Source organism: Snodgrassella sp. W8135 (assembly GCF_016101225.1).
GTDB classification, from domain to species: Bacteria; Pseudomonadota; Gammaproteobacteria; order Burkholderiales; family Neisseriaceae; genus Snodgrassella; species Snodgrassella alvi.
In genome coordinates, this window is the sequence record NZ_JACFQX010000001.1 from 37777 (window position 1) to 60521 (window position 22745).

The following is a 22745-nucleotide window of genomic DNA, read 5'->3' on the forward strand; positions in this document are numbered from 1 at the left end:
GATTTGGTATAGTTCCGGTCAGTGAACAGAGACGGTATTTGCTATACAAAAGCCATTCATATACATGTGCGTCTAAGCATTCTGTTATTTTGCAAAGATGGATTGAAGCTCTGGCAATATCTAACTTTATCTTATAATCAATCAAATAATTATTTATTTGAATGATGAGTTTTGATCATATTCATCTGAAGCCTGCCGATAAATATCAGTTATATATTTTTGCTAGTTTGATTAAGCCATAATAATGTTTGCTGGTAATTTGATTGTGCAATTTGAATAATAAAAAAACCTAAGTTAAATTGAACAAAAGTATTATTTTTTCTGTTATTGTTTCATGCTAATAAAACTATTTTTATAGTTTTCTAATTCAGGATCCAACTCATTATTCGTTAAGTAAAAATTACCTGATTCAACTTGGGTAGGTATATCAGTTTGTTCAGTCTTTTTTTAGAAAATATAATGTTTTTGAACAGTCTGTTTCAGTACCAATTTAAAATCAATAAATTATGCTAGAATTGTATTGAGATTTTATATAATTTTGTTTTGCTGTTTTTTCTAACTAAATAATTGATTGTTGATAGATGCTGAGGCTTCCAGTAAATAACTGATTAAGCAAATTCAGCATCTGCATATCTTTGTTCTGCAGGTTGTTGATACTAATAAAACTTTATCATTATAATTTTCATTAATGTTTTCGATAAAAAACAAATTAGCTAAATGATACTGAGCAACTTTATCTCCATTTTATACTTTAATAATTAGATTATTTTGTTATTTATTTCAATCTTTGCAAAGCTTATTGCCTGAAAAATACAAGTTAATGCTTGCTGTTGAGATAAGTTTTTTATTGGGGTGTTTCGTGAAGTTACTCTAGTTTTAAGTTATCTATTAATTCAAATTTTCCGGTTCTGGGATTAATCTTATATTTATTCCAATCAAAAGCCGTTGTTGATTCTAAATCATAAATAAAAATTAATGTCCATAAATAATAGTCTTTCAGATAGTATAATTTTTCTGAAGCTGTACTATAATTCGGATCGTTTTTGGATTCATAACATATTATAGAGTCTACCTTTTTATTATTTTTGTATGAAATTAATTTAATTACCATGGAAAATTCGTTTTGATTTTTTTTTCTTTTTTCTTTTTTCAATTTTAATACAATATTATCTTTTAGTTTCGATATAATTATTTCATCATTATTCAGATTACTGAATTTACTAAAATAATCTTTTTTTATTTTCCCGACTGTACATAATTTAGATTCTGTATTATCACAAGTTCTATTTACAGATAATACAAATTCTTTATTTGATAACAATTTTTCTCCATTAAAAGAATTATTTATTAAATTTTGTTTATTACTAGTCTGTGCTTTTGCAGTTTGAGTGCTGCAGGCAGACAGTATCATTAGTAAAATAATCAGGATATACATAAAATTTTTCATATTATTATTTTCCTTATGGAAATTTCATTAAATTCTTTAGGAATACTATAAATTTATCTCATTGTGTTCTGATCTGGAAAATTATTTCCTTCAATATTATATATAACTTTTTCCAGTGTGTTTTTGTTAAAGCTGTTTGTATGATACATTAATTTAGTATAGATAATTTGGGTTAGTGTTGAGTAATGGTAAACCCAAATTTAAATTGAGTATTTATGAAAATGGTTTATTGTAGGCAAAAAAATAACCGCCTGATTAATGCGGTTATTAATGGTGGCCAGAGGCAGGATCGAACTGCCGACACACGGATTTTCAGTCCGTTGCTCTACCGACTGAGCTATCTGGCCATCGGGGAAGAGTGCGCATTAAACCAGATATATGCCGGCTTGGCAAGTGTTTTATGTGCTCTCTTGTGTATGTTACTGTTTATCTGGAGGAAAAAATAATTTTTTGTTGATTGTGTATAGGTTATGTTGAATTATTCTTTATGGTTAATAGTCATTTCTTTCTTTTCAGAACGTATAGAGGAAATGACTTGTTATTTTCTGGTCTGTTGTTCGATTGTTCGTTAGAAGTAGACGCCGGATAATAGCTGTATTAAGGTAAGCATTTTGATTACAAGGGTGAAGAGGATGCAGGGCGAACAAAAGCCGGTATGGAAAGATGGCTGGTTACAGCAATGTATTCATGTACCGTCACCAAATTTCAGCCGGCGTCCGGCACAGACTCAGGTATCGCTGGTGGTATTGCACAATATTTCTTTACCACCGTTTGAATACGGGCAGCAGGCAGTACAGCGTTTGTTCACTAATCAGATTGATGCTGCTGAACCGGATGATTTTATGCGTTCACTAACTGGATTGCGGGTATCCAGCCATTTTCTGCTGGATCGGGACGGAACGATAATTCAGTTTGTTTCCTGTGATGACGCGGCTTTTCATGCCGGAATATCCCGTTTTAACAGCAGGGATGGCTGTAATGCATTTTCGATCGGAATTGAGCTTGAAGGCTGTGATTTCGAACCGTTTACACCATCTCAGTATACGCAGTTGTATGCGTTATTGCAGATGCTGTGTGCGCATTATCCGATTCAGGCGATTACCGGCCATCAGCATGTGGCACCGGGGAGAAAGTCGGATCCGGGGCATTTTTTTGAATGGGATATGCTGCGCAGTAATGGTTTACCGATAATGACAGAATATCAGTGGCTTTTGTAGTTTATGGCTGCCGGCAGGGGTATTTTTAGTTATAATTCCATTCAACTGTTAATTAAGTTGCGGTTTTCGCAAATTGTCTGGTAGGAATGTAATGAGTGATTCTGTAATGATTGTGCTGGTGATAGGTGCTGTGATTATTCTGTTGGTACTGGCCTATAATATTTTTCAGGAAAGCCAATACCGCAAACAATTGCGTGAACAGTTCGGGCATGCCAATAAAGATGCTTTACTGGACAGTCAGGTCAATTCGGTACGGGATGGTGCACAGGCTGCGCCTGTTTTGAATACTAAGACGATGCCGTCAGCAGGTGAAGCGGATACAGCTGCTCCTTCATCTGTACAACAGTCTGAAGCAGCAGACAGTGAAAAAACTAAGCAGGTAACCAGTGACAACGCTAAATCGGAAGAAGCGGCAGTGTCTGCGACCGAAACAGTATCTGATGTGATTGATAATCAAGCACCCACACCAAGAAGTCCGGCTGAACACGAAGATAAGGAATTATTATCAAGAATGATGCCGCTGAAAGGGCGTAAAACTTTGCTGGATGTGCGGGATATGTCTAAACAGCCGCTACCATGGTTTGATGTACGTTTTGATTATCTGGCCTATATTGCGCTGTATCAGCCAAAAGAATTACATGCAATGCCGCGACTGAGCAGTCGTTCCCGTTTCCGGCTGGTAGGCTGTACGATGGATGACCGTTACCAGATAGCTGAACCGATTCCCAGTGTTTATTATCAGGGATTTGTGGTTGGTCTGCAGGCAATCAGCCGCAGTGGTCTGCTTACGCATGAAGAGCTAGCGCATTTTGGCGAACAGGCCAATCGTTTCGCCGAGCAGATGGATGGTCAGTTGCTGTTAACGGATATTAATACTTTTCTGGATGTGGCGCGTCCACTGGATGATTTATGTGCAAGGGTTGACCAGACAATTGCGATTCATCTGGTATCACGTACGAATGTCAGCGGAATGGAGCTGCGTTCTGCAGTTGAGAAACAGGGCTTTGAGCTGGGGCATGATGGTGCATTTTTTTATGCTGATACTAATGGAGAGCCTTTGTTTAATATTGTTACGCTAGATAACACACCTTTTACCTCTACTTTGTTAGCAAATCAAAATTATCGCGGATTCAGTATGTTGTTTGATATAGTACATATACCAAACGGCGAGAAATGTTTTGATCAGTTTATGGATATGGCTGTGAAATTATCCAGTCAGCTGGGTCTGGATCTGGTTAATGATAAAGTGGAAGAGTTATCCACAGAGTGGTTGCGTGAGGTACGCCGCTATGTAGTTGACCGGCAAAAGGAAATGAAGCAGGTTGATCTGGAGCCGGGAAGTGAACTGGCCAAAAGACTGTTTTCCTGATATTGCCTGAATATTTTAATTTTATAAAGAGATGGCAAGCCGCAGAACGGGGTTTGCCATTTCTTTTTCCTTTTCCTGAAGGATAGCTGTAATGGATTCAGTAAGCGAACAGCAAATTATTGATTTAACCGCTCTGCTCAATCGTTATGCGCATGAGTATTATGATCTGGATGCACCTACTGTGCCGGATGCGGAATATGACCGGTTATTCCGCCAGTTGCAGGCTCTGGAAGAGCAATATCCGCAATGGCGGCAGCCGGACAGCCCGAGTATCCGAGTAGGCGGGCAGGCACAGCAAAAATTTGCTGCTGTGGTACACCAGATTCCGATGCTGTCGCTGAACAATGCATTTTCACCACTGAATGATAATAATCAGTTCGACCATAGTGAGATGTACGCTTTTGATAAACGGGTACGTGATGGTCTTGGTGTTGAGCCTGAATATATTGTTGAACCAAAGTTTGACGGTCTGGCAATCAGTTTGTTGTATCGTGACGGTCTGCTGGTACAGGCATCTACGCGCGGAGATGGATATACCGGCGAGGATGTTACTCAGAATGCGCGCACTATTGTTAATATTCCATTGCGTCTGCAGGGTGATCAGGTACCGGATGTGCTGGAGGTACGCGGTGAAGTGCTGATGCTTAAAGCCGATTTTGACCGGCTTAATGCACATCAGCAGGCGGAAAATCAGAAAACTTTTGCCAATCCGCGTAATGCAGCGGCTGGCAGTTTACGCCAGCTGGATCCGAAAATAACGGCACGCCGGCGCTTGCATTTCTATGCCTACGGAATTGCCAGATTGGATGAGCGTTTTGCGGTAAACAGCCACAGCGAAGAGCTGGCATTGCTGGCTCGTTTGGGGCTGACTGTACCGCCACAGGATAATTTGTGCTATCAGGCTGATATTGGGAAGGTGCTGGCTTTTTATGAGCATATTTTTCAGATACGTGCGGATTTGCCGTTTGGTATCGATGGTGTAGTGATTAAGGTGGATAATCTGGCTCAGCAGGAGCAGCTTGGCTATGTAGCCCGTGCTCCTCGTTTTGCTATTGCCCAAAAATTTCCGGCAGAGGAAATGCTGACTACGGTAGAGGCTATTGATGTACAGGTAGGACGTACCGGTGCAGTAACACCAGTAGCACGGCTGACGCCGGTATTTGTAGGTGGTGTTACAGTTACCAATGCAACTTTGCATAATGAAGGTGAAGCACAGCGCAAGGATGTACGTGAGGGTGACACGGTTATTGTGCGCCGTGCCGGAGATGTTATTCCTGAAATTGTATCTGTGGTGCTGGCACAGCGTCCGATGGTGGAAAAACCAGCGGCAGATTTGCTTACTCCGCCTGAAGCTGTGCCCAAATATCCGCCGTTCCGTATGCCAGAAAATTGCCCGGTTTGCGGTCATGAAATTGTCCGTGAAGAGGGTGAAGCAGTGGCTCGTTGCAGTGGCGGAATGCTGTGTCATGCTCAGCGGGTGCAGTCGCTAATTCACTTTGCTTCACGTCGCGCCATGGATATCGAAAATCTCGGTGACCGGCAGATTGAACAGTTAGTAACACAGGGCAGAGTCAGTCATTTTGCTGATGTTTATCATTTGCACTTGGCCGATTTGCTGGCAATGAAACAGCAGGCTAAACAGGAAGCAGGGGAAAGCTCTGCAGAGTCGGTGACAAATGAACTGGAATTATCTGCAACTGATAAAGCAGGCAAACAGCAGCCATCCAGATGGGCTGAAAATATTCTGGCCGGTATTCAGGCCAGCCGGCAGCGTCCTCTGGCTAATTTAATTTATGCTTTGGGTATTTTTCATGTTGGTGAGCGTACAGCAAAACAGCTGGCACAGGCTTTCGGTGATCTGGCTACGCTTACTCAGGCTACTGAGCCGTTACTGGCCTGTTTGCCGGATATCGGTAAGGTGGTAGCACATTCGGTAGCCTATTTTTTCAGTCAGGAAGATCAGACCAGTCAATTGCAGGAATTACTTGATGCCGGTGTGCAACCGCAGACAGAAACACGTCGCACACCACTGGGTAAATACTTTACTCCTGAGCGAATACTGGCTCGTTTACCCGGTGCCGGTTTAACGGAATCGCGGGCACAGAAGCTGTGGCAACTGGCGGGTAAGGACTGGTCACAACTGTTAACTGATAAAGCCTTGCCGGAAAGCTGGCAGCAATGGTGCAGCCAGCCTGAAAATCATGAATTACTGCAAAAGACGATTGAGTTATGTGAGCAGCTGCTTAGCGGAGAGACGGAGGAAATCACGTCATCGGTTAATGAAGCTGTAGCCGGCAAAACTTTTGTGTTAACCGGTACTTTACCAGACTGGTCACGTGATGTGGCACAGCAGCATATTGAAGAAGCCGGTGGTAAAGTGAGTGGCAGTGTATCGAAAAAAACTGATTTTGTGGTGGCCGGGTCAGAAGCAGGCAGTAAACTGTCCAAAGCTGAAGCACTTGGTGTTACTATACTGGATCAGGCTGCATTGATGATTATGCTGGGAATTAAAGAGTAAACTCAGATGAAAGCAGAACCAATCCGTAAGTGTGTTTTTCCGGTGGCCGGTATGGGCACACGGTTTTTACCCGCTACTAAAGCCAGCCCGAAAGAAATGTTGCCGATAGTGGATAAACCACTGATTCAGTATGCGGTAGAAGAGGCTGTTGCTGCCGGCTGTACTGAACTGGTATTTATTACCGGCAGGAATAAGCGCTGTATTGAAGATCATTTTGATAAGGCTTATGAACTGGAAACAGAACTGGCTTACCGCAATCAGAATAAATTGCTTGATTTTGTGCAGGATATTCTGCCGCCCAATGTGACTTGTCTGTATATTCGCCAGCCGGCTGCATTGGGGTTGGGGCATGCGGTTTTATGCAGCCGGGCTGCAGTGGGCAAAGAAGCCTTTGCTGTGGTGCTGGCAGATGATTTGATTGATGCACAACCCGGTGCATTGAGCCAGATGATGAATGCGTATTACCGTACGGGTTGTAATGTCATTGGTGTAGAAAATGTTGATCCGCTGCAGACGGGTGCTTACGGTATTGTCGAGATTAATCATCAGAATGATTTTGATTATGTAAAGAGTATTGTCGAAAAACCACATCCGGATGAAGCACCCTCACATCTGGGTGTGGTTGGGCGCTATATTTTGTCTGCACGAATTTTTGATTTTCTGACTAATTTACCGCTGGGTGCTGGTGGAGAAATTCAGCTGACTGATGCTATTGCACGGTTACTGACTGAACAGAAAATGATTGCGTATGCTTTTGCCGGCAGACGTTATGATTGCGGTGATAAGCTTGGTTATCTGGAAGCAACAGTGGCCTATGGTATGAAACATCCTCTGGTAGGAGAAGATTTTAAAAAATTATTGCAGCGCATGGTGTGTTAACGCAATACCGGAATTCATACGCAAATGTTTCTAGTTTTGTTATTTGCCTGCCCGCTGTTTCGCCGGCAGGCAAGTTTTTTGCCTGGCGTTCTGATTCAGTGCAATGGCATTGTCTGATAATTAGTGTTACTAATAATCAGGCGTTCTGTTGCATACCAGACAACTGATTGTGTGTGATTAACAAAGCGCTTTTCATCTTCCATTAATGCGTTTAATGCCTTTACGGCTTCTGGTGAAGACCGGTTTTTCTGCATGCTTTCCAGATTCTGCCACCATATTTCAGCCATACCGTCAAAAACAAAATTCTGAGACTGACGCCCGTTTTGTATTATTTTATCCAGCCCGGGATAACGGTGCGGAATGGTTTGTACATAGCGGGTAATGTTTAAAACGTTTTGCACAGAAGCCACTAGCGGAGCATGATGCTCGATCCAGTAATGGTCAAATTCTTCATAAGTAATATCGGGCAGGCGTTTTACTAACATAGTTAACTTAATCATTTTCTTTCTTTCAGTTTGTGGGTTGTGCGAATAATGATAAAGTTTCACAGTAGTGTTAAAGTCAAGAGTAAAAATGAAAATCAGTGAATTAGCCAAAAAAAGCGCAATCAGCCCCAGAATGCTGCGCTATTATGAACAGGAAAAATTGCTGACACCTGCCCGTACACAATCCGGATACCGTGAATACCAGCAGGCAGATGTAGAAAGAGTAAAATTGATTCAGCAGCTCAATAATGCCGGTTTTTCGTTAAAAATTATCCGGCAAATACTGCCTTGCTGGCATGAGCAAAACAGTAAATTTGAGCCTTGTGAAATTTACCTGAAAAATATTAATCTGACGTTAGAAAAGATTGAACAACAAATAGATATATTAATACAAACACGAACCCGTCTGCTTAATATGATAAATAAATAATGTATTTTTCTGTATTTTATTTTGCATAATAGCTGCTGAAACTCAAATAAAAAATAATGATCACAGGCAGGAGAAAGCGTTAATTGCCTTTATTGGTGCTGTCTTTTATCTGCTCCCAGCTTAAATCAAATTTGGCCAGATATTTTTTCAGTCTGTCTGCATCATTGGCGCGCTGTTTTTGTGCTCTGGACACAGCAAACAAATACCGGCCGGCTTCGGATAAAGTTCGGCTTTTCCGGCATACTTCAATGACTTTTTCCAGCTGATATCGGTCAAATTCATCAATTTCAGCCGGAATCAGTGCATCAGAAAAAGTTACCTGCTGCCAGTGTATCTGTAAACGCTGGATTTCATTTTCAACTTGTTCCTGTGTGATGTTTCCTTGTATGGATAAAGTAGCCATACGGGTAATGGAAGCAGTGAGCTCACGGAAATTACCCGGCCATGTTGCCATAGCCGATGTGGCAAACTGAATATAACGGTCTCTGGATTGCTGATTAAAACGCGGCATGGTACCGTACTCCTGCGCAAATCGTGCCAGTTCAAAATCAATATTCGGTTCGATATCTTCTTTACGTTCGGCAAGTCCCGGTAGCTGGTAACTCCATAAATTGATACGTGCGTATAAATCCTCTCTAAAAGTACCGTGAATAATTGCCTGTTTTAAATCTTTGTTGGTTCCGGCAATTAGCTGAAAGTTACTGGATACCAGTTTGTCTGCACCTAGCGGATAAAATTGTTTTTCCTCAATCGCCTTTAAGAGAATAGCCTGTTCATCCAGCCCCAGTTCTCCGATTTCATCCAGAAACAAAACACCGTTATCCGCCTGTCTGAGTAAGCCGTTTCTGCCTAGACTGGCACCGGTATATGCACCTTTGATGTGACCGAACAGTGTAGACATGGCATTATCGCTACTCAGGGTAGCGCAGTTAATTTCTACGAATTGTCCGGTAATCTGATGCTGTTTCAGTTTAAGCCGGTAAATTTGCCGGGCAAGAAAAGATTTACCGGCACCAGTGGGGCCGCATAGCAAAATAGGCGCATGAGAGCGGCTGGCAACCTGTTCTATTTCGCTGATTAGCTGATTGTAATGACGGTTTTTTGTCGCTATACCTGATTTGAGCAGTTCTGTTGCCTGAGTAGCATATTGCTGAAAGCGGGTCAGAATCTGGTCGTAACGATTCAGATTCAGGTCGATTATATTTATTTGTCCGCTGGGGCACAGTGGCGGGTTTGCTATAGGTTCTGCGGCAAGGTTTTCTGGCGATGCAGACGGTCTGGCCGGCGGCGATGATTGTAAAAGTCTGGCAGGATAAAAACGTGATTCTGCCAGTAAGAACCAGCAGATCTGCATTACATGGGTGCCGGTGGTAATATTCAGATAATAATTTTCTTGTTCATTATTAAAAGTATAGTTTTTGGCGATATCCAGCAGACAGGTATACACCTCTTCAAAATCCCATGGATCCTGTATCTGAACCGGAATCGGATTAACCTGTGTATCCGGGGCAATGGTTTTAATATCCAGAATAATTTCTTCGAGTAGTTTGCTGTCCTGAGTGTGATAAATCAGTTCCAGACGATAGATCGGCCATTCCGGATGATTACAGATATCAATAGTAGGGCGCCAGCGTGTCCAGCGTTTTTTTCCTTTGCCCCGCTGGTCAAGTACATTGCCTAAAAAACCGAATACGATATTTTTCTTGTCCATTATTTATTATTAGTTATATAAAATTAAATAAAATTATATAATATTTTATAAAAAATACGAAAATAAAACTAAAAATAATTTATTGAAAATAAATTTATTTATTTATTTTTATTTTAAAAACAATATTTTAATTATTTTATTTTAGAAATTTACGGACTTGGTACGGTAATTGCAATAAGGATATTGTCTGAAATACATACTGTTTTTTACGGCAGCAGGGTACATAGCGAATGGAATTAAATTAATCGAAAGACTGATTTATTCGCATTATCAACATGTATTCCCCGGTATGAAAGACGTTTCCTTCCGATGAAAAATTTTTGAATAGCTCAGAGGTAGAGCAATTGGTACCAAACCAATCTGTCACGGGTTCGACTCCTGTTTCAAAAGCCATATTGTAATAATTTGTTGTTTGAGCAATACCAGCCAGTAAAGGGAAATAAGCAAAGCAGTAAAGCTAAGACACGAAAAAAACCGGTTAACCGCACAGAATAAACGGATTAATGATTCTGTCCGGGTAAAAAAACCGGATAGCAGGCAAAAAATTGATGAGCCATAAGCAGTTAGTTGAATGTTTAAAGATATCAGTTTTTCCCCTGTTATTTCGTTACTTAATCCGTTTGATTGTGTCTCTTCTCCTTGCTGGCTGCCATAAAAGGAGATTTAATATGTTGAATATAATTAATGTGAAAAAAGGTGAGCTGGCCGTTGTCACCAAACGCGGTGAAATTAATACTATTGTTACCGCAGGCCGGCATATTTTCTGGAATCCTTTTGTCAACATTACTCATTATCTGGTGGATTTAGCTGATACTAAGATTGAACCGGCTATCGCCGAAAAACTGCTCAATTTTTATCCGCAGCTGGTAGAAAAATATTGTCATTATGTCAATGTGGCTGATAATGAGATTGTACTGCGTTATGAAGAACAAATGCTGGTAGAGATTATTCAACCCTCTACTAAAGCATTGTACTGGAAGAGTTATAAAGAACAGGCAATTAAAAAAGTAACTTTGGAGCAAGGGTACCGGTTGTCTGATGAAGTTGCTATGGAAATTATTCAGGCAAAAAATACCGGCAGATTAATTGAAGGTATCGATCACATCAAACTGCATTATTTTATCGATGAGCAAATTGGTACGCTGTTTGTTGATAATCAGTTTGTACAGATTATTCCACCTAAATCCGTAATTGGTTTGTGTGAATTCAAACATAAGCTGGTTCTGGGTAAATTCAAACTACAGGATAATCGTATTGATGATTTGCTGGCGGCAACAATTGAACAAAATGCCCCGCAGCAGATGGCACAATTCTGTATTCAGATGCAGGTAGGTGCTAATCAGACCGGTTTACGTTTTGAAGATGATTTACTGGTAGAAATTCTGCCTCCGGGAACCAAACGATTGTACTGGCAGAATAACTGCAAGCAGCATATGCAGCTTATTGAGCTGACTGACGATTTTCAGCTTTCTGAGCAAATGGTACAGCAGCTGTTACAGCCAAAATTACGTAAAAAAGAAGTGACAGGCGATAGTAGTGTATTGATTGCACAGGTACCGGCATATCATGTTGGCGTATTAAAAGTTAATGGTAAAGTAGAACAGCTGCTTAATGCAGGTATTACTGCTTACTGGCGTTTTAATCGTGAAATCAGTGTCGAAATTGTCGATACACGTTTGCAGACAGTGGAAATATCCGGTCAGGAAATTTTAACCCGGGATAAAGTCAATCTGCGTATTAATCTGGTAGCCAGCTGGTGTTACACCGATGTGTTAAAGGCGTTTGCCAGAATTGCGCAGCCAATGGAGTTATTGTACCGGCAATTACAATTTGCATTACGGGAAGCGATTGGTACTCGCAGTCTGGATGAATTGTTGGAAAACAAAAATTTAATCGACGAGGTGGTGAATGCTCATATGCAGATGCATATGACGGGTTATGGAATCGAAACGGTCAGTGTTGGCGTAAAAGATATTATTTTACCGGGAGACATGAAAACCATTCTGGCACAAGTAGTAGAAGCAGAAAAATCTGCACAGGCGAATGTTATCCGCCGGCGGGAAGAAACTTCTGCTACCCGTTCCTTACTGAATACAGCCCGGGTAATGGAAAATAATCCGGTTGCTTTACGCTTAAAAGAAATGGAAACACTGGAAAGAATTGCTGAACGAATCGATAAGATTTCAGTTGTAGGCGGTTTGGATCAGTTATTGCATGGTTTGATTAATATTCAGGCGCAATAGCATACATCCGCTAATTAATTTGCTAAAAAATAATGGAAGTTAAAAATGCAAAAGCAAAAATTTGAAGTATTAAAAGAAAATAAAACACGTCCGGTAAAAATGTGGACAAAAGGTGTGCCGGTAGAAGATGTGGCTAAAAAACAATTGCTCGAAACTGCACAATTACCTTTTATTTTTAAGCATATTGCGGTTATGCCAGATGTGCATCTGGGAAAAGGCTCTACTATCGGGAGTGTGATTCCGACTGCTGGTGCGATTATTCCGGCTGCTGTCGGCGTGGATATTGGTTGTGGAATGATGGCGGTACAGCTGTCACTTACCGCTCAGGATCTGCCGGAAGATTTAATGCCATTACGTCTGGCTATAGAAAAGGCGGTACCGCATGGTTCCACACTCAATAATGAAAAGTACGATAAAGGAAGCTGGCAAAATCCGCCACCGATTGTACAGGAGTACTGGCAGCAGCTTTTACCCGGATTTGAAAAACTGACCAGTAAATATCCGTGTTTTTTAAAAGCGAATAGTTATAGTCATTTGGGAACCTTGGGCGGCGGTAATCATTTTATTGAAGTTTGTCTGGATGAGTGTGATCGCGTATGGATATTGCTGCATAGTGGTTCACGCGGTATTGGTCGTGCAATAGGTAAATATTTCAGTGAGCTGGCTAAAAAGGAAATGAAAAAATATTTCATTGATACCTATTTACCTAATAATGATCTGGCGTTTTTAGTAGAAGGAACCGAATACTGTAATGATTATCTGAAAGCAGTGCACTGGGCACAGGAATTTGCCCGTTTAAATCGTGAAGTGATGATGCACAATACTATCGCTGCTATACGCAAAGTAATCAATGTGCCGTTTACCACGCATTTACAAACTGTAAACTGTCACCATAATTATGTACAGAAAGAGCACCATTTCGGTAAGAATGTTTTTGTTACGCGTAAAGGGGCTGTTTCTGCACGAGAAGGTGAACTGGGAATTATTCCGGGTTCTATGGGAACAAAAAGTTATATTGTGCAGGGGCGGGGGAATGCAGAAAGTTTTCATTCCTGTTCTCACGGTGCAGGCAGAGTTATGAGTCGTGGTGAAGCTAAACGGAAATTTACTGTTGCTGACCAGATACAGGCTACGGCTCATGTAGAGTGCCGTAAAGATGCTGAGGTTATTGATGAAATTCCTATGGCGTATAAGGATATTGACGCAGTAATGCAGGCGCAACAGGAATTGGTGGAAATCAAGCACCAGTTACGTCAGGTTATCTGTGTTAAGGGCTGATATTATCCGGATAATCAACTGCAGAATATTTTTGTATAGAAAAAAGGATGGCAGACAATGCCATCCTTTTTCAGGTATTTAAAAACTAAATATCAACCTGAGCATTTAGAGCGTTGTTTTCGATAAATGCACGACGAGGTTCAACTTCGTCACCCATCAGGGTAACAAATACATCATCTGCTGCCATCGCATCTTCGATTCTGACTTTCAGCAAACGGCGTACTGAAGGATCCATTGTAGTTTCCCATAATTGTTCGGGATTCATTTCACCCAGACCTTTATAACGCTGAATGTTAATTTTTTCCTGTGCTAAATCCATCAGTAATTCCAGTGCCTGGGCAAAGCCGGTTACAGTGGTGGTCATATTACCTTTAATGACTTCAATTGGTACGTCAGCAATACCGCTTAAAGTGGCCGCTGTCTGCCGGATAATCTGATAGGCGCGGCTTTCAACAAATTTCTGATCCAGATAGCTGACCATATGATTCCCATGCAACTGACGAGTAATTTTAATCATTTGTACTTCATCATCTGCACCAATGCGTTCCAGTTTGAGGTTGTCGTCATTAACCAGTGCGGTTAATGTTTGCACAGCTTTTTCTGCATTGCTTACAGTGCTTAAATCCAGATTCTCATTCCAGAGAAGCAGGGAATTAAGTACATTGTTGTCAATGATACGGCTTTCACGCGCAATCATACTTTGTGCCAGAATCAATTGTTTGGCGATTTCGGACAGAGCATTACCTTCCAGAGTATTTTCGCCAATAATTAATTGAGCATTATTCAATGCCAGGCTGAGCATGAACTGATCTTTTTCAAACTCGTCTTTCAGGTAGTTGTCTTTTTTGCCATATTCCACTTTATACAATGGTGGCTGAGCAATATATACATAACCGCGTTCAACCAGTTCAGGCATTTGCCGGTAGAAGAAGGTAAGCAACAGGGTACGGATATGCGCGCCGTCTACATCCGCATCGGTCATGATAATTATGCGGTGATAACGCAATTTTTCCGGGTTAAATTCTTCTTTGCCTATACCGGCACCCAGTGCAGTGATTAAAGTGCCAACTTCCTGACTGGCAAGCATTTTTTCAAAACGGGCTTTTTCTACATTCAGGATTTTACCTTTTAAGGGCAAAATGGCCTGAAATTTACGATCACGGCCTTGCTTGGCAGAACCGCCTGCCGAGTCACCTTCGACCAGATACAATTCTGATAAAGCAGGATCCTTTTCCTGACAGTCTGCCAGTTTGCCCGGCAGCCCCAGACCATCCATTATCCCTTTTCTGCGGGTAATTTCGCGTGCTTTGCGCGCTGCTTCACGTGCACGCGCGGCATCAACAATTTTGCTTGTAATGATTTTGGCCTCTGCAGGATTTTCTTCCAGAAATTCAGACAAGGCTTTACCAAGCACTTCATTAACCACTGGACCTATTTCACTGGAAACCAGTTTGTCTTTGGTTTGTGAAGAAAATTTCGGATCAGGCAGTTTAACAGACAATACGCAGGTTAAACCTTCACGCATATCATCGCCATTAGTATCTACTTTGGCTTTTTTGGCAACTTCATTGGCTTCAATATAGTTGTTGATGGTTCGGGTCATAACCTGACGCAGGGCGGTTAAATGGGAGCCGCCATCGCGTTGCGGAATATTATTGGTGAAACACTGTACGTTTTCCTGATAGCTGTCGTTCCACTGCATGGCACATTCCACGCTCATGCCATCTTTTTCACCATTGGCATAGAAAACTTTATTGTGCAGAGCCGTTTTATTCCGGTTCATATATTGTACAAAGCCGGCTACACCACCGCTGAATGCGAAATTTTCGTGTTTGCCATCACGTTTATCAAAGAGTTCAATACTGACGCCGTTGTTCAGGAAAGATAACTCCCGGATGCGTTTGGCCAGAATATCAAAATGATAATCGATATTACCAAAGGTTTCGGTACTGGCCAGAAACTGAACACGTGTACCCTGTTTGTCGGTATCGCCGACAACAGCCAGCGGAGCAACTGCATCCCCGTGACGAAATTCTACAAAATGTTCTTTGTGATTACGGTAGATGGTCAGACGGAGCCAGTCAGAAAGTGCATTAACTACAGAGACACCTACACCATGCAGACCACCGGAAATTTTATAACTGTTGTTATCAAACTTTCCTCCGGCATGCAGAATGGTCATGATTACTTCAGCTGCTGAGCGATGTTCTTCCGGATGCATATCGGTAGGAATGCCACGGCCATTGTCTTCAATAGTAATGGAGTTGTCGGCATTAACTGCTACGGTAATATGATCACAGTATCCGGCCAGTGCTTCATCAATGGCATTATCCAGAACTTCGAATACCATATGATGTAAACCCGTGCCATCCTGAGTATCACCAATGTACATACCGGGACGTTTGCGAACAGCATCCAAACCTTTTAATACTTTGATACTGTCGGCACTGTAATCTTCAGGGTGTTGATCTATCATAAGAATTCTTTACTAAACTTGGCAGCGGTTATGCTGTTAAAGGTCATTTATAACTGTTATTAATTATAAAAAACGTTAGTGGTATAACTGTATAACAGGCCTGTTTGAGGGCAATAAACCAAAAACTTATTATAGCATAAAATCGGTTTTTTTTCAGCCCTGTGCTATATTTAAGATGATGTTTTATCTGATGTTTATTGGAAGATAAGAATGCTGATTGTAAATAATAAACTGCCGTAAACCAGACTGAGCTATTAAAAACAGAAAGCTGGCGTACGGCAGTAACCGGATTTAAGAGTGCATGGATATTTAAATCCGCATGGGCATAACTATATACTTAAAGTTGGGATTGTTCGGGATGGTAAACAGTGTTGAACGGTTTGCATCACCAAAAGCAAGTTGTAAATCTTCTGCATGTAAATTACGCAATACATCCATCAGATAGTTGATATTAAAACCGACTTCCAGTGTATCTCCCTGATAAGCAATTTCCAGCTCTTCACGAGCTTCTTCCTGTTCGTTATTATTACAGGTCACGCTCAGTAATCCGGGCTGGATTTGCAGGCGGGCACCGCGAAATTTTTCATTGGCAAGAATGGCTGCCCGTTCCAGTGCACCCAGCAGCTCGGTACGGTTGGCCAGAAAGATTTTATCGTTATCCAGTGGAATAACTCGGTTGTAATCCGGAAATTTACCATCCACGACTTTAGAAACAATGATTGTGTCATTACAACGGAAACGTACCTGATTGTTCAGTAGTTCAATGGTGATTGGCTGTTCGGGGAAGGTAAGCAGCTTAAAGAGTTCCAGCACGGTTTTACGCGGCAGAATAACTTCTGCTTTGGGTAAATCGGCTTCAATATTGCAGGCTGCATAGGCCAGACGATGTCCGTCTGTAGCGACCAGACGCAGCTGATTGCCTTCTGTCTGCATCAGCAGACCATTCAGATAATAGCGGATATCCTGAATGGCCATGCTGTATTGTACCTGAGACAGCATTTCACGAAATGTTTCCTGTGGCAGGCTGAAGCTGGCATCAATATTTTCGCCCACACTCATTAATGGAAAATCTTCGGCCGGCAGGGTTTGCAGATTAAAACGGCTTTTGCCTGCTTTCAGCACCAGACGGTTGTTATTCCAGTCCAGAGAAACGATTGCGCCGGCCGGTAAAGCCCGCAGGATATCCTGCAGTTTTTTGGCATTGGTGGTAATGCGAAAATCTTCTGCTTCGCTTTTGGGGCCGATGGTATCAATCTGAATTTCCAGATCGGTTGCCAGAATCTTGATTTGCCCCTGATGGTTTTCCAGTAATACATTAGATAATATCGGTAATGTATGACGACGCTCTACAATACCGGTTACTGCCTGCAGCGGTTTGAGTAAACTGTCACGTTCTGCTTGTAATATCAGCATATTTTGTTCCTTGGTTTAATCTCGCAAAATCATCATTAAGGTTTCATACGCTTTGGTTGTTTCAGCATCATCCTTGCGGAGTTTGGAGATACTTTTTACCGCATGCATAACTGTGGTATGGTCGCGGCCACCAAATCCGCTGCCAATAGCGGGTAAACTAAGCGGAGTAAGTTCTTTTGCCAGGGTCATGGCCATCTGGCGCGGGCGTGCCAGATTCCGGGTACGTTTTTTCCCTACCATATCACTAATGGTAATCCCATAAAATTTTGCTACCGTATTCTGAATGTGTTCCAGGGTCATGGGTTTGTGGTTAACAGCCAGAATATCTTGTAATGCTTCAGTAGCCAGTCCTACATCAATCGGGCGGCTGGCAAAACGGCTTTGTGCTACTACCCGCTTGAATGCACCTTCCAGTTCACGCACGTTGCTGCGGATATGTTTGGCAATAAAAAATGCGGCTTCGTCCTCAAGCTTCACCTGAGCCATCTCAGCTTTTTTCTGCAAAATGGCTACGCGCATTTCCAGCTCCGGCGGTTCCAGCTCCAGACTCAGCCCCCATGAGAAGCGGGATTTCAGACGATCGTCCATGCCGTCTATATGAGTAGGCAGCGTATCACAGGTAAGGATAACTTGTTTTTTTTCGTCAATTAAATGGTTATAGACGTAAAAAAACTCTTCCATGGTACGGTCTTTACCGGCAATAAACTGTACGTCATCCATTATCAGTAAGTCTACCTGCTGATATTGCTGGCGCATGGCATCAAAAGATTTGGCGTGGAATGCATTCATAATGCCGCGAATGAATTCATCAGCATGAATATAGCGTATTTTTACTTTGTTGTCGGTGGCAAACAGCTGATTGCCAATAGCCTGTACCAGGTGGGTTTTACCCAGACCGGTACTACCATAGATAAAAAACGGGTTGTACATACTATTGCCGGGATTCTCTGCAATTGACAGCGCTGCAGCGTGAGCAAGACGGTTCCCTTTACCTTGTACCAGAGCAGCAAAAGTATGTTCAGGATTAAGGTTAGTGTCAGTATAGCGGGATTTTTTACCGTTTTCATGTGCTGAATCAGAGGTGGTCACTGATTCACCAGCCTCAGGTTTTTCTGTGGAGGTCTGTTTGCTGTTTTCTTTTGTTTCGGCAGTAGCACTTGCGCTTTTAGTCTGGTTGTTTCGCAGGCGTTTGGCAATAATGTCCTGAGCAGATTCGGTACGTTTTGCCGTTGTCTGTGGTTTGGCTGAAACTTCAGAAGGAATTTTATTGCTATCAACTGAATCCGGTTTAGTATCAGCCTTCTCTTCAGCGACATTTAAGGCTGGTTCTGCAGTCTTAGCCGGTGAATTGTTTCCTGCCGGTATTGCCTCAGTGGCAGCCTGCAGAGATAGTCCCTGTCCGATTTTCAGAATTAATGGTGTGCTGCCGTCTGGCAGAACAGATTGTCTGGCATTTTCGATAGCCGGCCAGAAACGCTCGCGGATATGATTGAAGGTAAAAGTATTACGCGCAAAAATAACCCAGTTGCCATTTTCTTCGCCCACAGTTAAAGGTGCAATCCACATCTGGTATTGCTGAGAAGGTAAGCTTTGTTTTAATTGTAATAGGCACTGAGGCCAAAATTCTGTCAGGGTCATTCGTGAAGCTTAAATTTATCTGTCAATCGGAGCTGGCTGAAGGCTGGAAACAATAAGTGCCTATTATGCTAATTATACGCAATAAACAAATTTCTGACCATGATTTGCACTTTATACCAGCACAGCTCCCGTAAAGCTTTGCTACAGATTATATTGATTGACAAAGTGCTGTTCTTGTTGTGTAATGCTACGTTTTATTTAAAGTTAATTCGGGAATAAATTATGAAACGCACTTATCAACCATCCGTTACCCGCCGCAAACGCACTCATGGCTTTCTGGTTCGCAGTAAAACCCGTGGCGGACGTGCTGTGCTGGCTGCCCGTCGTGCCAAAGGCCGTAAACGTTTGGCTGTGTAAGAACAAGAATGGATTATCATTTTGGCAAAAAATATCGCCTATTAAAAACGGATGATTTTTCATCCGTTTTTGCATTACGTTGCCAAAAAAGCCGTGCCTGGATTCAGGTTTTTCAGGCACGCAATAGTTTAGGTTTCCCGCGTTTGGGGCTGATAGTAGCCAAAAAAGTTGCCAAACGTGCTAACCGGCGCAATTATATGAAACGCTTAATACGCGAGTGGTTTCGCCTGCATAAGCATGAATTGCCGCCGGTAGATATAATCATTCGTGTACGCCAGCCGTTCCGGCATGCTGAGTACGCTGGCGTAGTCAGGACTTTACAGCAGCTGCTTATTACAGCTGACAGATGTAAAGCATCTTCGCAATGAGATATTTATTGCTGGGTCTGATCCGGTTCTATCAGTATGCCATCAGCCCGCTGTTACCACCGCGCTGCCGCTACAACCCGACCTGTTCGCAATATGCCGTACTGGCGCTGCAAAAATACGGGGTAATGAAAGGTAGCTGGCTGGCGATAAAGCGTATTTGCCGCTGTCATCCATGGGGTGGTTGCGGTCATGACCCTCTTCCTTAGCGAGTAGACGGAATACACTATGGATTTCAAACGATTATTGATATTTTTTGTGCTGACCATGGCGATTTTGCTGGGTTGGGAAAAATTATACCCGCAACCCGAAAAACAGCCAGCTGCACAACAAACATCATCCACCAGTAACGGCAATACTTCTTCTACTGGTGTTGTTGCCGAGAGTGCCCTGAATAAAACGGAGCCGGTAACAGTGACTACTGATACTGTTAAGGCTGTTATTGATGAAAAAAGCGGCGATTTACGCCAGCTAACTCTCAATAAATACAAGGCTACCAGTGATGCCAGCAAGCCTTTTGTATTGCTGGATAATGGTGCAAATGGCCATCAGTATGTTGCCCAGTCGATATTATTAAACCGTCAGGGTGATTATCAGTTTAAAGACCTGACATTTACAGCTGCGCAAAAGCAGTACACGCTTAATGGTGACAAACTGGATGTGCGTCTGACCGCTGCCGAACAAAACGGTGTACAGGTTAGTAAAATTTATACGTTTACTAAAGGCAGTTACCTGATCGGGCTGCGCTATGAAATTGCCAATCACAATGCTCAGCCATTACAAATGGATGTAGCTTACCGGGTACTGCGGGATGATAAGGAACCTGAAGGTACAGGCTATTTCGATCACACCTATACTGGTCCGGTACTGTATACCCCGAATGGTAAATTTGAAAAAGTAGCCTTTAAAGATCTTGACAGTGATTATACCTCTGGTCGTGATCAGGCAGATTATCAGCGTAAAACCAATACCGGCTGGATTGGTATGACCCAGCATTATTTTATGACTACCTGGATTCTGCAGCCGAAAGAAGGTAACAGTGTTTGTGGTACCAGTGACTGCCAGATAGATATCAGAAAACGCAGTGATAGTCTGTATTCTGCCGGCGTACGAGTACCGTTGAAAGATATTGGTGCTAACTCCACTGGCAGTTTCGGTATCTCCCTGTATGCCGGTCCGCAGATTTATTCTGTCATTACTAAAGTAGCTGATCATTTGCAGATGATTAAAGACTACGGCAAAGTATCGTTGTTTTCTTCTCCTTTATTCTGGCTGCTGAACTGGTGGCACAGTCTGGTACAAAACTGGGGCTGGGCGATTATTCTGCTTACTCTTACTGTCAAAGCAATTCTGTTTCCGCTGACACATGCTTCATATAAATCGATGGCCAAGATGCGTGCTGTGGCTCCGCGTTTGCAGGCATTGAAAGATCAGTACGGTGATGACCGTATGCGTATGCAGCAGGAAATGATGTCGCTGTATAAAAAGGAAAAAATCAATCCTGTTGGCGGTTGTCTGCCTATGTTGCTGCAGATTCCGGTATTTATTGGTTTGTATTGGGCATTGTTTGCTTCGGTAGAATTGCGCGGAGCTCCATGGATTGGCTGGATTACTGATTTAGGCCGTCAGGATCCTTACTTTATTCTGCCTGTGCTCATGGCACTGACTATGTATCTGCAAACATTTATGAATCCGCCGCCAACTGATCCGGTTCAGGCGAAAATGATGAAAATCATGCCAGTTGCCTTTTCAGTAATGTTTTTCTTCTTCCCGGCAGGGCTGGTTCTCTACTGGTTGACGAATAATATTCTGACTCTGGCTCAGCAATGGTTTATCAATAAGCGTATTGAGCGGCAGGCTAAACTGCATCGCTCACTGGATATATAAAATACAGTCTGAAAAAAAGCACTTCATGTTGAAGTGCTTTTTTTATTTGCAGCTTGATTGAATATATATACCAAATTTTAATTGTCTGACCGCAGAAGCTGCTGTAGTAATCAATCAGGCATATTCAGTAATTACTGAACATAGGTTGTAGTTTGCTGAGTGGTTGTAGTCTGAGCCTGCTGTACCGGATTTAACCGGATTTCCACACGGCGGTTTTGTGCGCGTCCTTCAACAGTTGCATTGCTGGCAATAGGATTGGCAGATCCGTATCCGTTAGCGCTGATACGGTTATAAGCAACACCACGGGAAGTCAGGAAATTTGAAACTGATTGTGCACGGCGCTGTGATAACGGGATGTTAATACTGTCATTACCTGTGCTATCAGTGTATCCGGCAATAGTGATGGTAGTATCTACATATTTAGCCAGTACTTCAGCCACCGATGACAGAGAAGAGGTAGCCGCGCCACTTAAATCTGAACTATTGGTTGCAAATGTCACATTTTCAGGCATAGTCAGTTTGATCTGATTACCCTCACGCTGAACTTCGACATTGGTATTAGCCAGTTTCTGGCGTAACAGTTTTTCCTGATAATCCATATAAGCGCCAATACCGGCTCCGATAGCACCGCAACCAAGTGCTGCATTACGTGCACCGCGGCTGTTATGAGTAATCGCGCCGACAATGCCGCATACGGCAGCGCCACTTAAACCATATACTGCTGTTTTACTGGCATGAGACTGACCGGTAGACGGATCGGTAACACAGCCGGTTAAAGCAAGGGCGGTAGCAGCTGCAAGTGCAGCCAGTGGTTTCATAATAGTCATACTTACTCCTTCTCTTGAATATAAGCTTGATTATGCTTTTCACAGTTTCTGTTTTATGCTTTCTATAGTAGAAAAGCAAGAGTCATGCTTTTTTGGCAATATGATGTACTGAAAAGAAAAATGGTTATATCTATATGATAAAAAGATAAATTTTTGGTTGAAAACTGCTTTAGACCATAATAATTGTTGGCTATAGTACCGTTCA

18 protein-coding genes and 2 tRNA genes are annotated in these 22745 nt (G+C 42.2%); 12 read left to right on the forward strand and 8 right to left on the reverse strand.

Going from position 1 to position 22745, the window contains the following annotated elements:
- Window positions 1-865: 865 nt before the first annotated feature.
- Together H3T75_RS00130 and H3T75_RS00135 are read right to left on the reverse strand one after the other, a co-directional pair.
- Window positions 866-1447: a hypothetical protein gene (locus tag H3T75_RS00130; RefSeq protein WP_078474964.1), complete on the reverse strand. Its 582-nt coding sequence runs from the start codon at window positions 1445-1447 to the stop codon at window positions 866-868.
- A 271-nt stretch (window positions 1448-1718) separates the two neighbouring features.
- Window positions 1719-1794, reverse strand: a tRNA-Phe gene (locus H3T75_RS00135).
- 285 nt (window positions 1795-2079) lie between these two features.
- On the opposite strand from H3T75_RS00135, the gene ampD reads away from it, so the two are divergent.
- From ampD to galU, 4 genes are all read left to right on the forward strand, one after another.
- Window positions 2080-2664 carry a 1,6-anhydro-N-acetylmuramyl-L-alanine amidase AmpD gene (gene ampD, locus H3T75_RS00140; protein ID WP_198210719.1) on the forward strand — a complete coding sequence of 195 codons (585 nt, stop codon included), beginning with the start codon at window positions 2080-2082 and terminating at the stop codon, window positions 2662-2664.
- A gap of 106 nt (window positions 2665-2770) precedes the next feature.
- Window positions 2771-4033: a cell division protein ZipA C-terminal FtsZ-binding domain-containing protein gene (locus tag H3T75_RS00145; protein WP_198211249.1), complete on the forward strand. Its 1263-nt coding sequence runs from the start codon at window positions 2771-2773 to the stop codon at window positions 4031-4033.
- A gap of 91 nt (window positions 4034-4124) precedes the next feature.
- The gene (gene ligA / locus H3T75_RS00150) at window positions 4125-6551 is read left to right on the forward strand and encodes an NAD-dependent DNA ligase LigA (protein WP_198210720.1); all 2427 of its coding nucleotides are present in this window, start codon (window positions 4125-4127) and stop codon (window positions 6549-6551) included.
- A 6-nt stretch (window positions 6552-6557) separates the two neighbouring features.
- A complete protein-coding gene (gene galU / locus H3T75_RS00155) occupies window positions 6558-7430 on the forward strand; it encodes a UTP--glucose-1-phosphate uridylyltransferase GalU (RefSeq protein ID WP_084552608.1) in 873 nt (290 codons plus the stop codon).
- A gap of 95 nt (window positions 7431-7525) precedes the next feature.
- Here galU and H3T75_RS00160 read toward each other — a convergent pair whose 3' ends face one another.
- Complete coding sequence (locus tag H3T75_RS00160; protein ID WP_198210721.1) at window positions 7526-7930, reverse strand: EthD domain-containing protein; 405 nt, start codon at window positions 7928-7930, stop codon at window positions 7526-7528.
- 73 nt (window positions 7931-8003) lie between these two features.
- On the opposite strand from H3T75_RS00160, the gene H3T75_RS00165 reads away from it, so the two are divergent.
- On the forward strand, window positions 8004-8345 hold the full coding sequence (locus H3T75_RS00165) for a MerR family transcriptional regulator (RefSeq protein ID WP_198210722.1): 342 nt from the start codon (window positions 8004-8006) through the stop codon (window positions 8343-8345).
- Window positions 8346-8424: 79 nt separating this feature from the next.
- Here the strand turns inward: H3T75_RS00165 and rtcR are convergent, their stop codons facing one another.
- Window positions 8425-10056, reverse strand: coding sequence for an RNA repair transcriptional activator RtcR (gene rtcR, locus H3T75_RS00170; RefSeq protein ID WP_198210723.1), 1632 nt, complete (start codon window positions 10054-10056; stop codon window positions 8425-8427).
- Between the two features lie 318 nt (window positions 10057-10374).
- On the opposite strand from rtcR, the gene H3T75_RS00175 reads away from it, so the two are divergent.
- The 3 genes from H3T75_RS00175 to H3T75_RS00185 all read left to right on the forward strand — a co-directional run bounded on the left by H3T75_RS00175 (window position 10375) and on the right by H3T75_RS00185 (window position 13577).
- Window positions 10375-10449: transfer RNA gene (locus tag H3T75_RS00175), tRNA-Trp, on the forward strand.
- 275 nt (window positions 10450-10724) lie between these two features.
- The gene (locus H3T75_RS10830) at window positions 10725-12299 is read left to right on the forward strand and encodes a slipin family protein (RefSeq protein ID WP_232335738.1); all 1575 of its coding nucleotides are present in this window, start codon (window positions 10725-10727) and stop codon (window positions 12297-12299) included.
- A 45-nt stretch (window positions 12300-12344) separates the two neighbouring features.
- Window positions 12345-13577: an RtcB family protein gene (locus tag H3T75_RS00185; RefSeq protein ID WP_198210724.1), complete on the forward strand. Its 1233-nt coding sequence runs from the start codon at window positions 12345-12347 to the stop codon at window positions 13575-13577.
- Between the two features lie 85 nt (window positions 13578-13662).
- On the opposite strand, the gene gyrB is transcribed toward H3T75_RS00185, so the two are convergent.
- The 3 genes from gyrB to dnaA all read right to left on the reverse strand — a co-directional run bounded on the left by gyrB (window position 13663) and on the right by dnaA (window position 19104).
- On the reverse strand, window positions 13663-16053 hold the full coding sequence (gene gyrB, locus H3T75_RS00190; RefSeq protein ID WP_198210725.1) for a DNA topoisomerase (ATP-hydrolyzing) subunit B: 2391 nt from the start codon (window positions 16051-16053) through the stop codon (window positions 13663-13665).
- Between the two features lie 309 nt (window positions 16054-16362).
- On the reverse strand, window positions 16363-17466 hold the full coding sequence (gene dnaN, locus H3T75_RS00195; protein ID WP_025331544.1) for a DNA polymerase III subunit beta: 1104 nt from the start codon (window positions 17464-17466) through the stop codon (window positions 16363-16365).
- 15 nt (window positions 17467-17481) lie between these two features.
- On the reverse strand, window positions 17482-19104 hold the full coding sequence (dnaA, locus tag H3T75_RS00200) for a chromosomal replication initiator protein DnaA (protein WP_198210726.1): 1623 nt from the start codon (window positions 19102-19104) through the stop codon (window positions 17482-17484).
- A 222-nt stretch (window positions 19105-19326) separates the two neighbouring features.
- Between dnaA and rpmH the strand changes: the two genes are divergently transcribed.
- The 4 genes from rpmH to yidC are packed head-to-tail and all read left to right on the forward strand — an operon-like array spanning window position 19327 to window position 21713.
- The gene (gene rpmH / locus H3T75_RS00205; protein WP_004283944.1) at window positions 19327-19461 is read left to right on the forward strand and encodes a 50S ribosomal protein L34; all 135 of its coding nucleotides are present in this window, start codon (window positions 19327-19329) and stop codon (window positions 19459-19461) included.
- Window positions 19462-19469: 8 nt separating this feature from the next.
- The gene (gene rnpA / locus H3T75_RS00210) at window positions 19470-19829 is read left to right on the forward strand and encodes a ribonuclease P protein component (protein WP_037394212.1); all 360 of its coding nucleotides are present in this window, start codon (window positions 19470-19472) and stop codon (window positions 19827-19829) included.
- Window positions 19826-20035, forward strand: coding sequence for a membrane protein insertion efficiency factor YidD (yidD, locus tag H3T75_RS00215; protein WP_084547360.1), 210 nt, complete (start codon window positions 19826-19828; stop codon window positions 20033-20035). Before rnpA ends, yidD begins: the two co-directional genes overlap by 4 nt.
- Before the next feature lie 19 nt (window positions 20036-20054).
- Window positions 20055-21713 carry a membrane protein insertase YidC gene (yidC, locus tag H3T75_RS00220; protein WP_198210727.1) on the forward strand — a complete coding sequence of 553 codons (1659 nt, stop codon included), beginning with the start codon at window positions 20055-20057 and terminating at the stop codon, window positions 21711-21713.
- A 131-nt stretch (window positions 21714-21844) separates the two neighbouring features.
- On the opposite strand, the gene H3T75_RS00225 is transcribed toward yidC, so the two are convergent.
- On the reverse strand, window positions 21845-22540 hold the full coding sequence (locus H3T75_RS00225; RefSeq protein ID WP_084547282.1) for an OmpA family protein: 696 nt from the start codon (window positions 22538-22540) through the stop codon (window positions 21845-21847).
- Window positions 22541-22745: the final 205 nt, after the last annotated feature.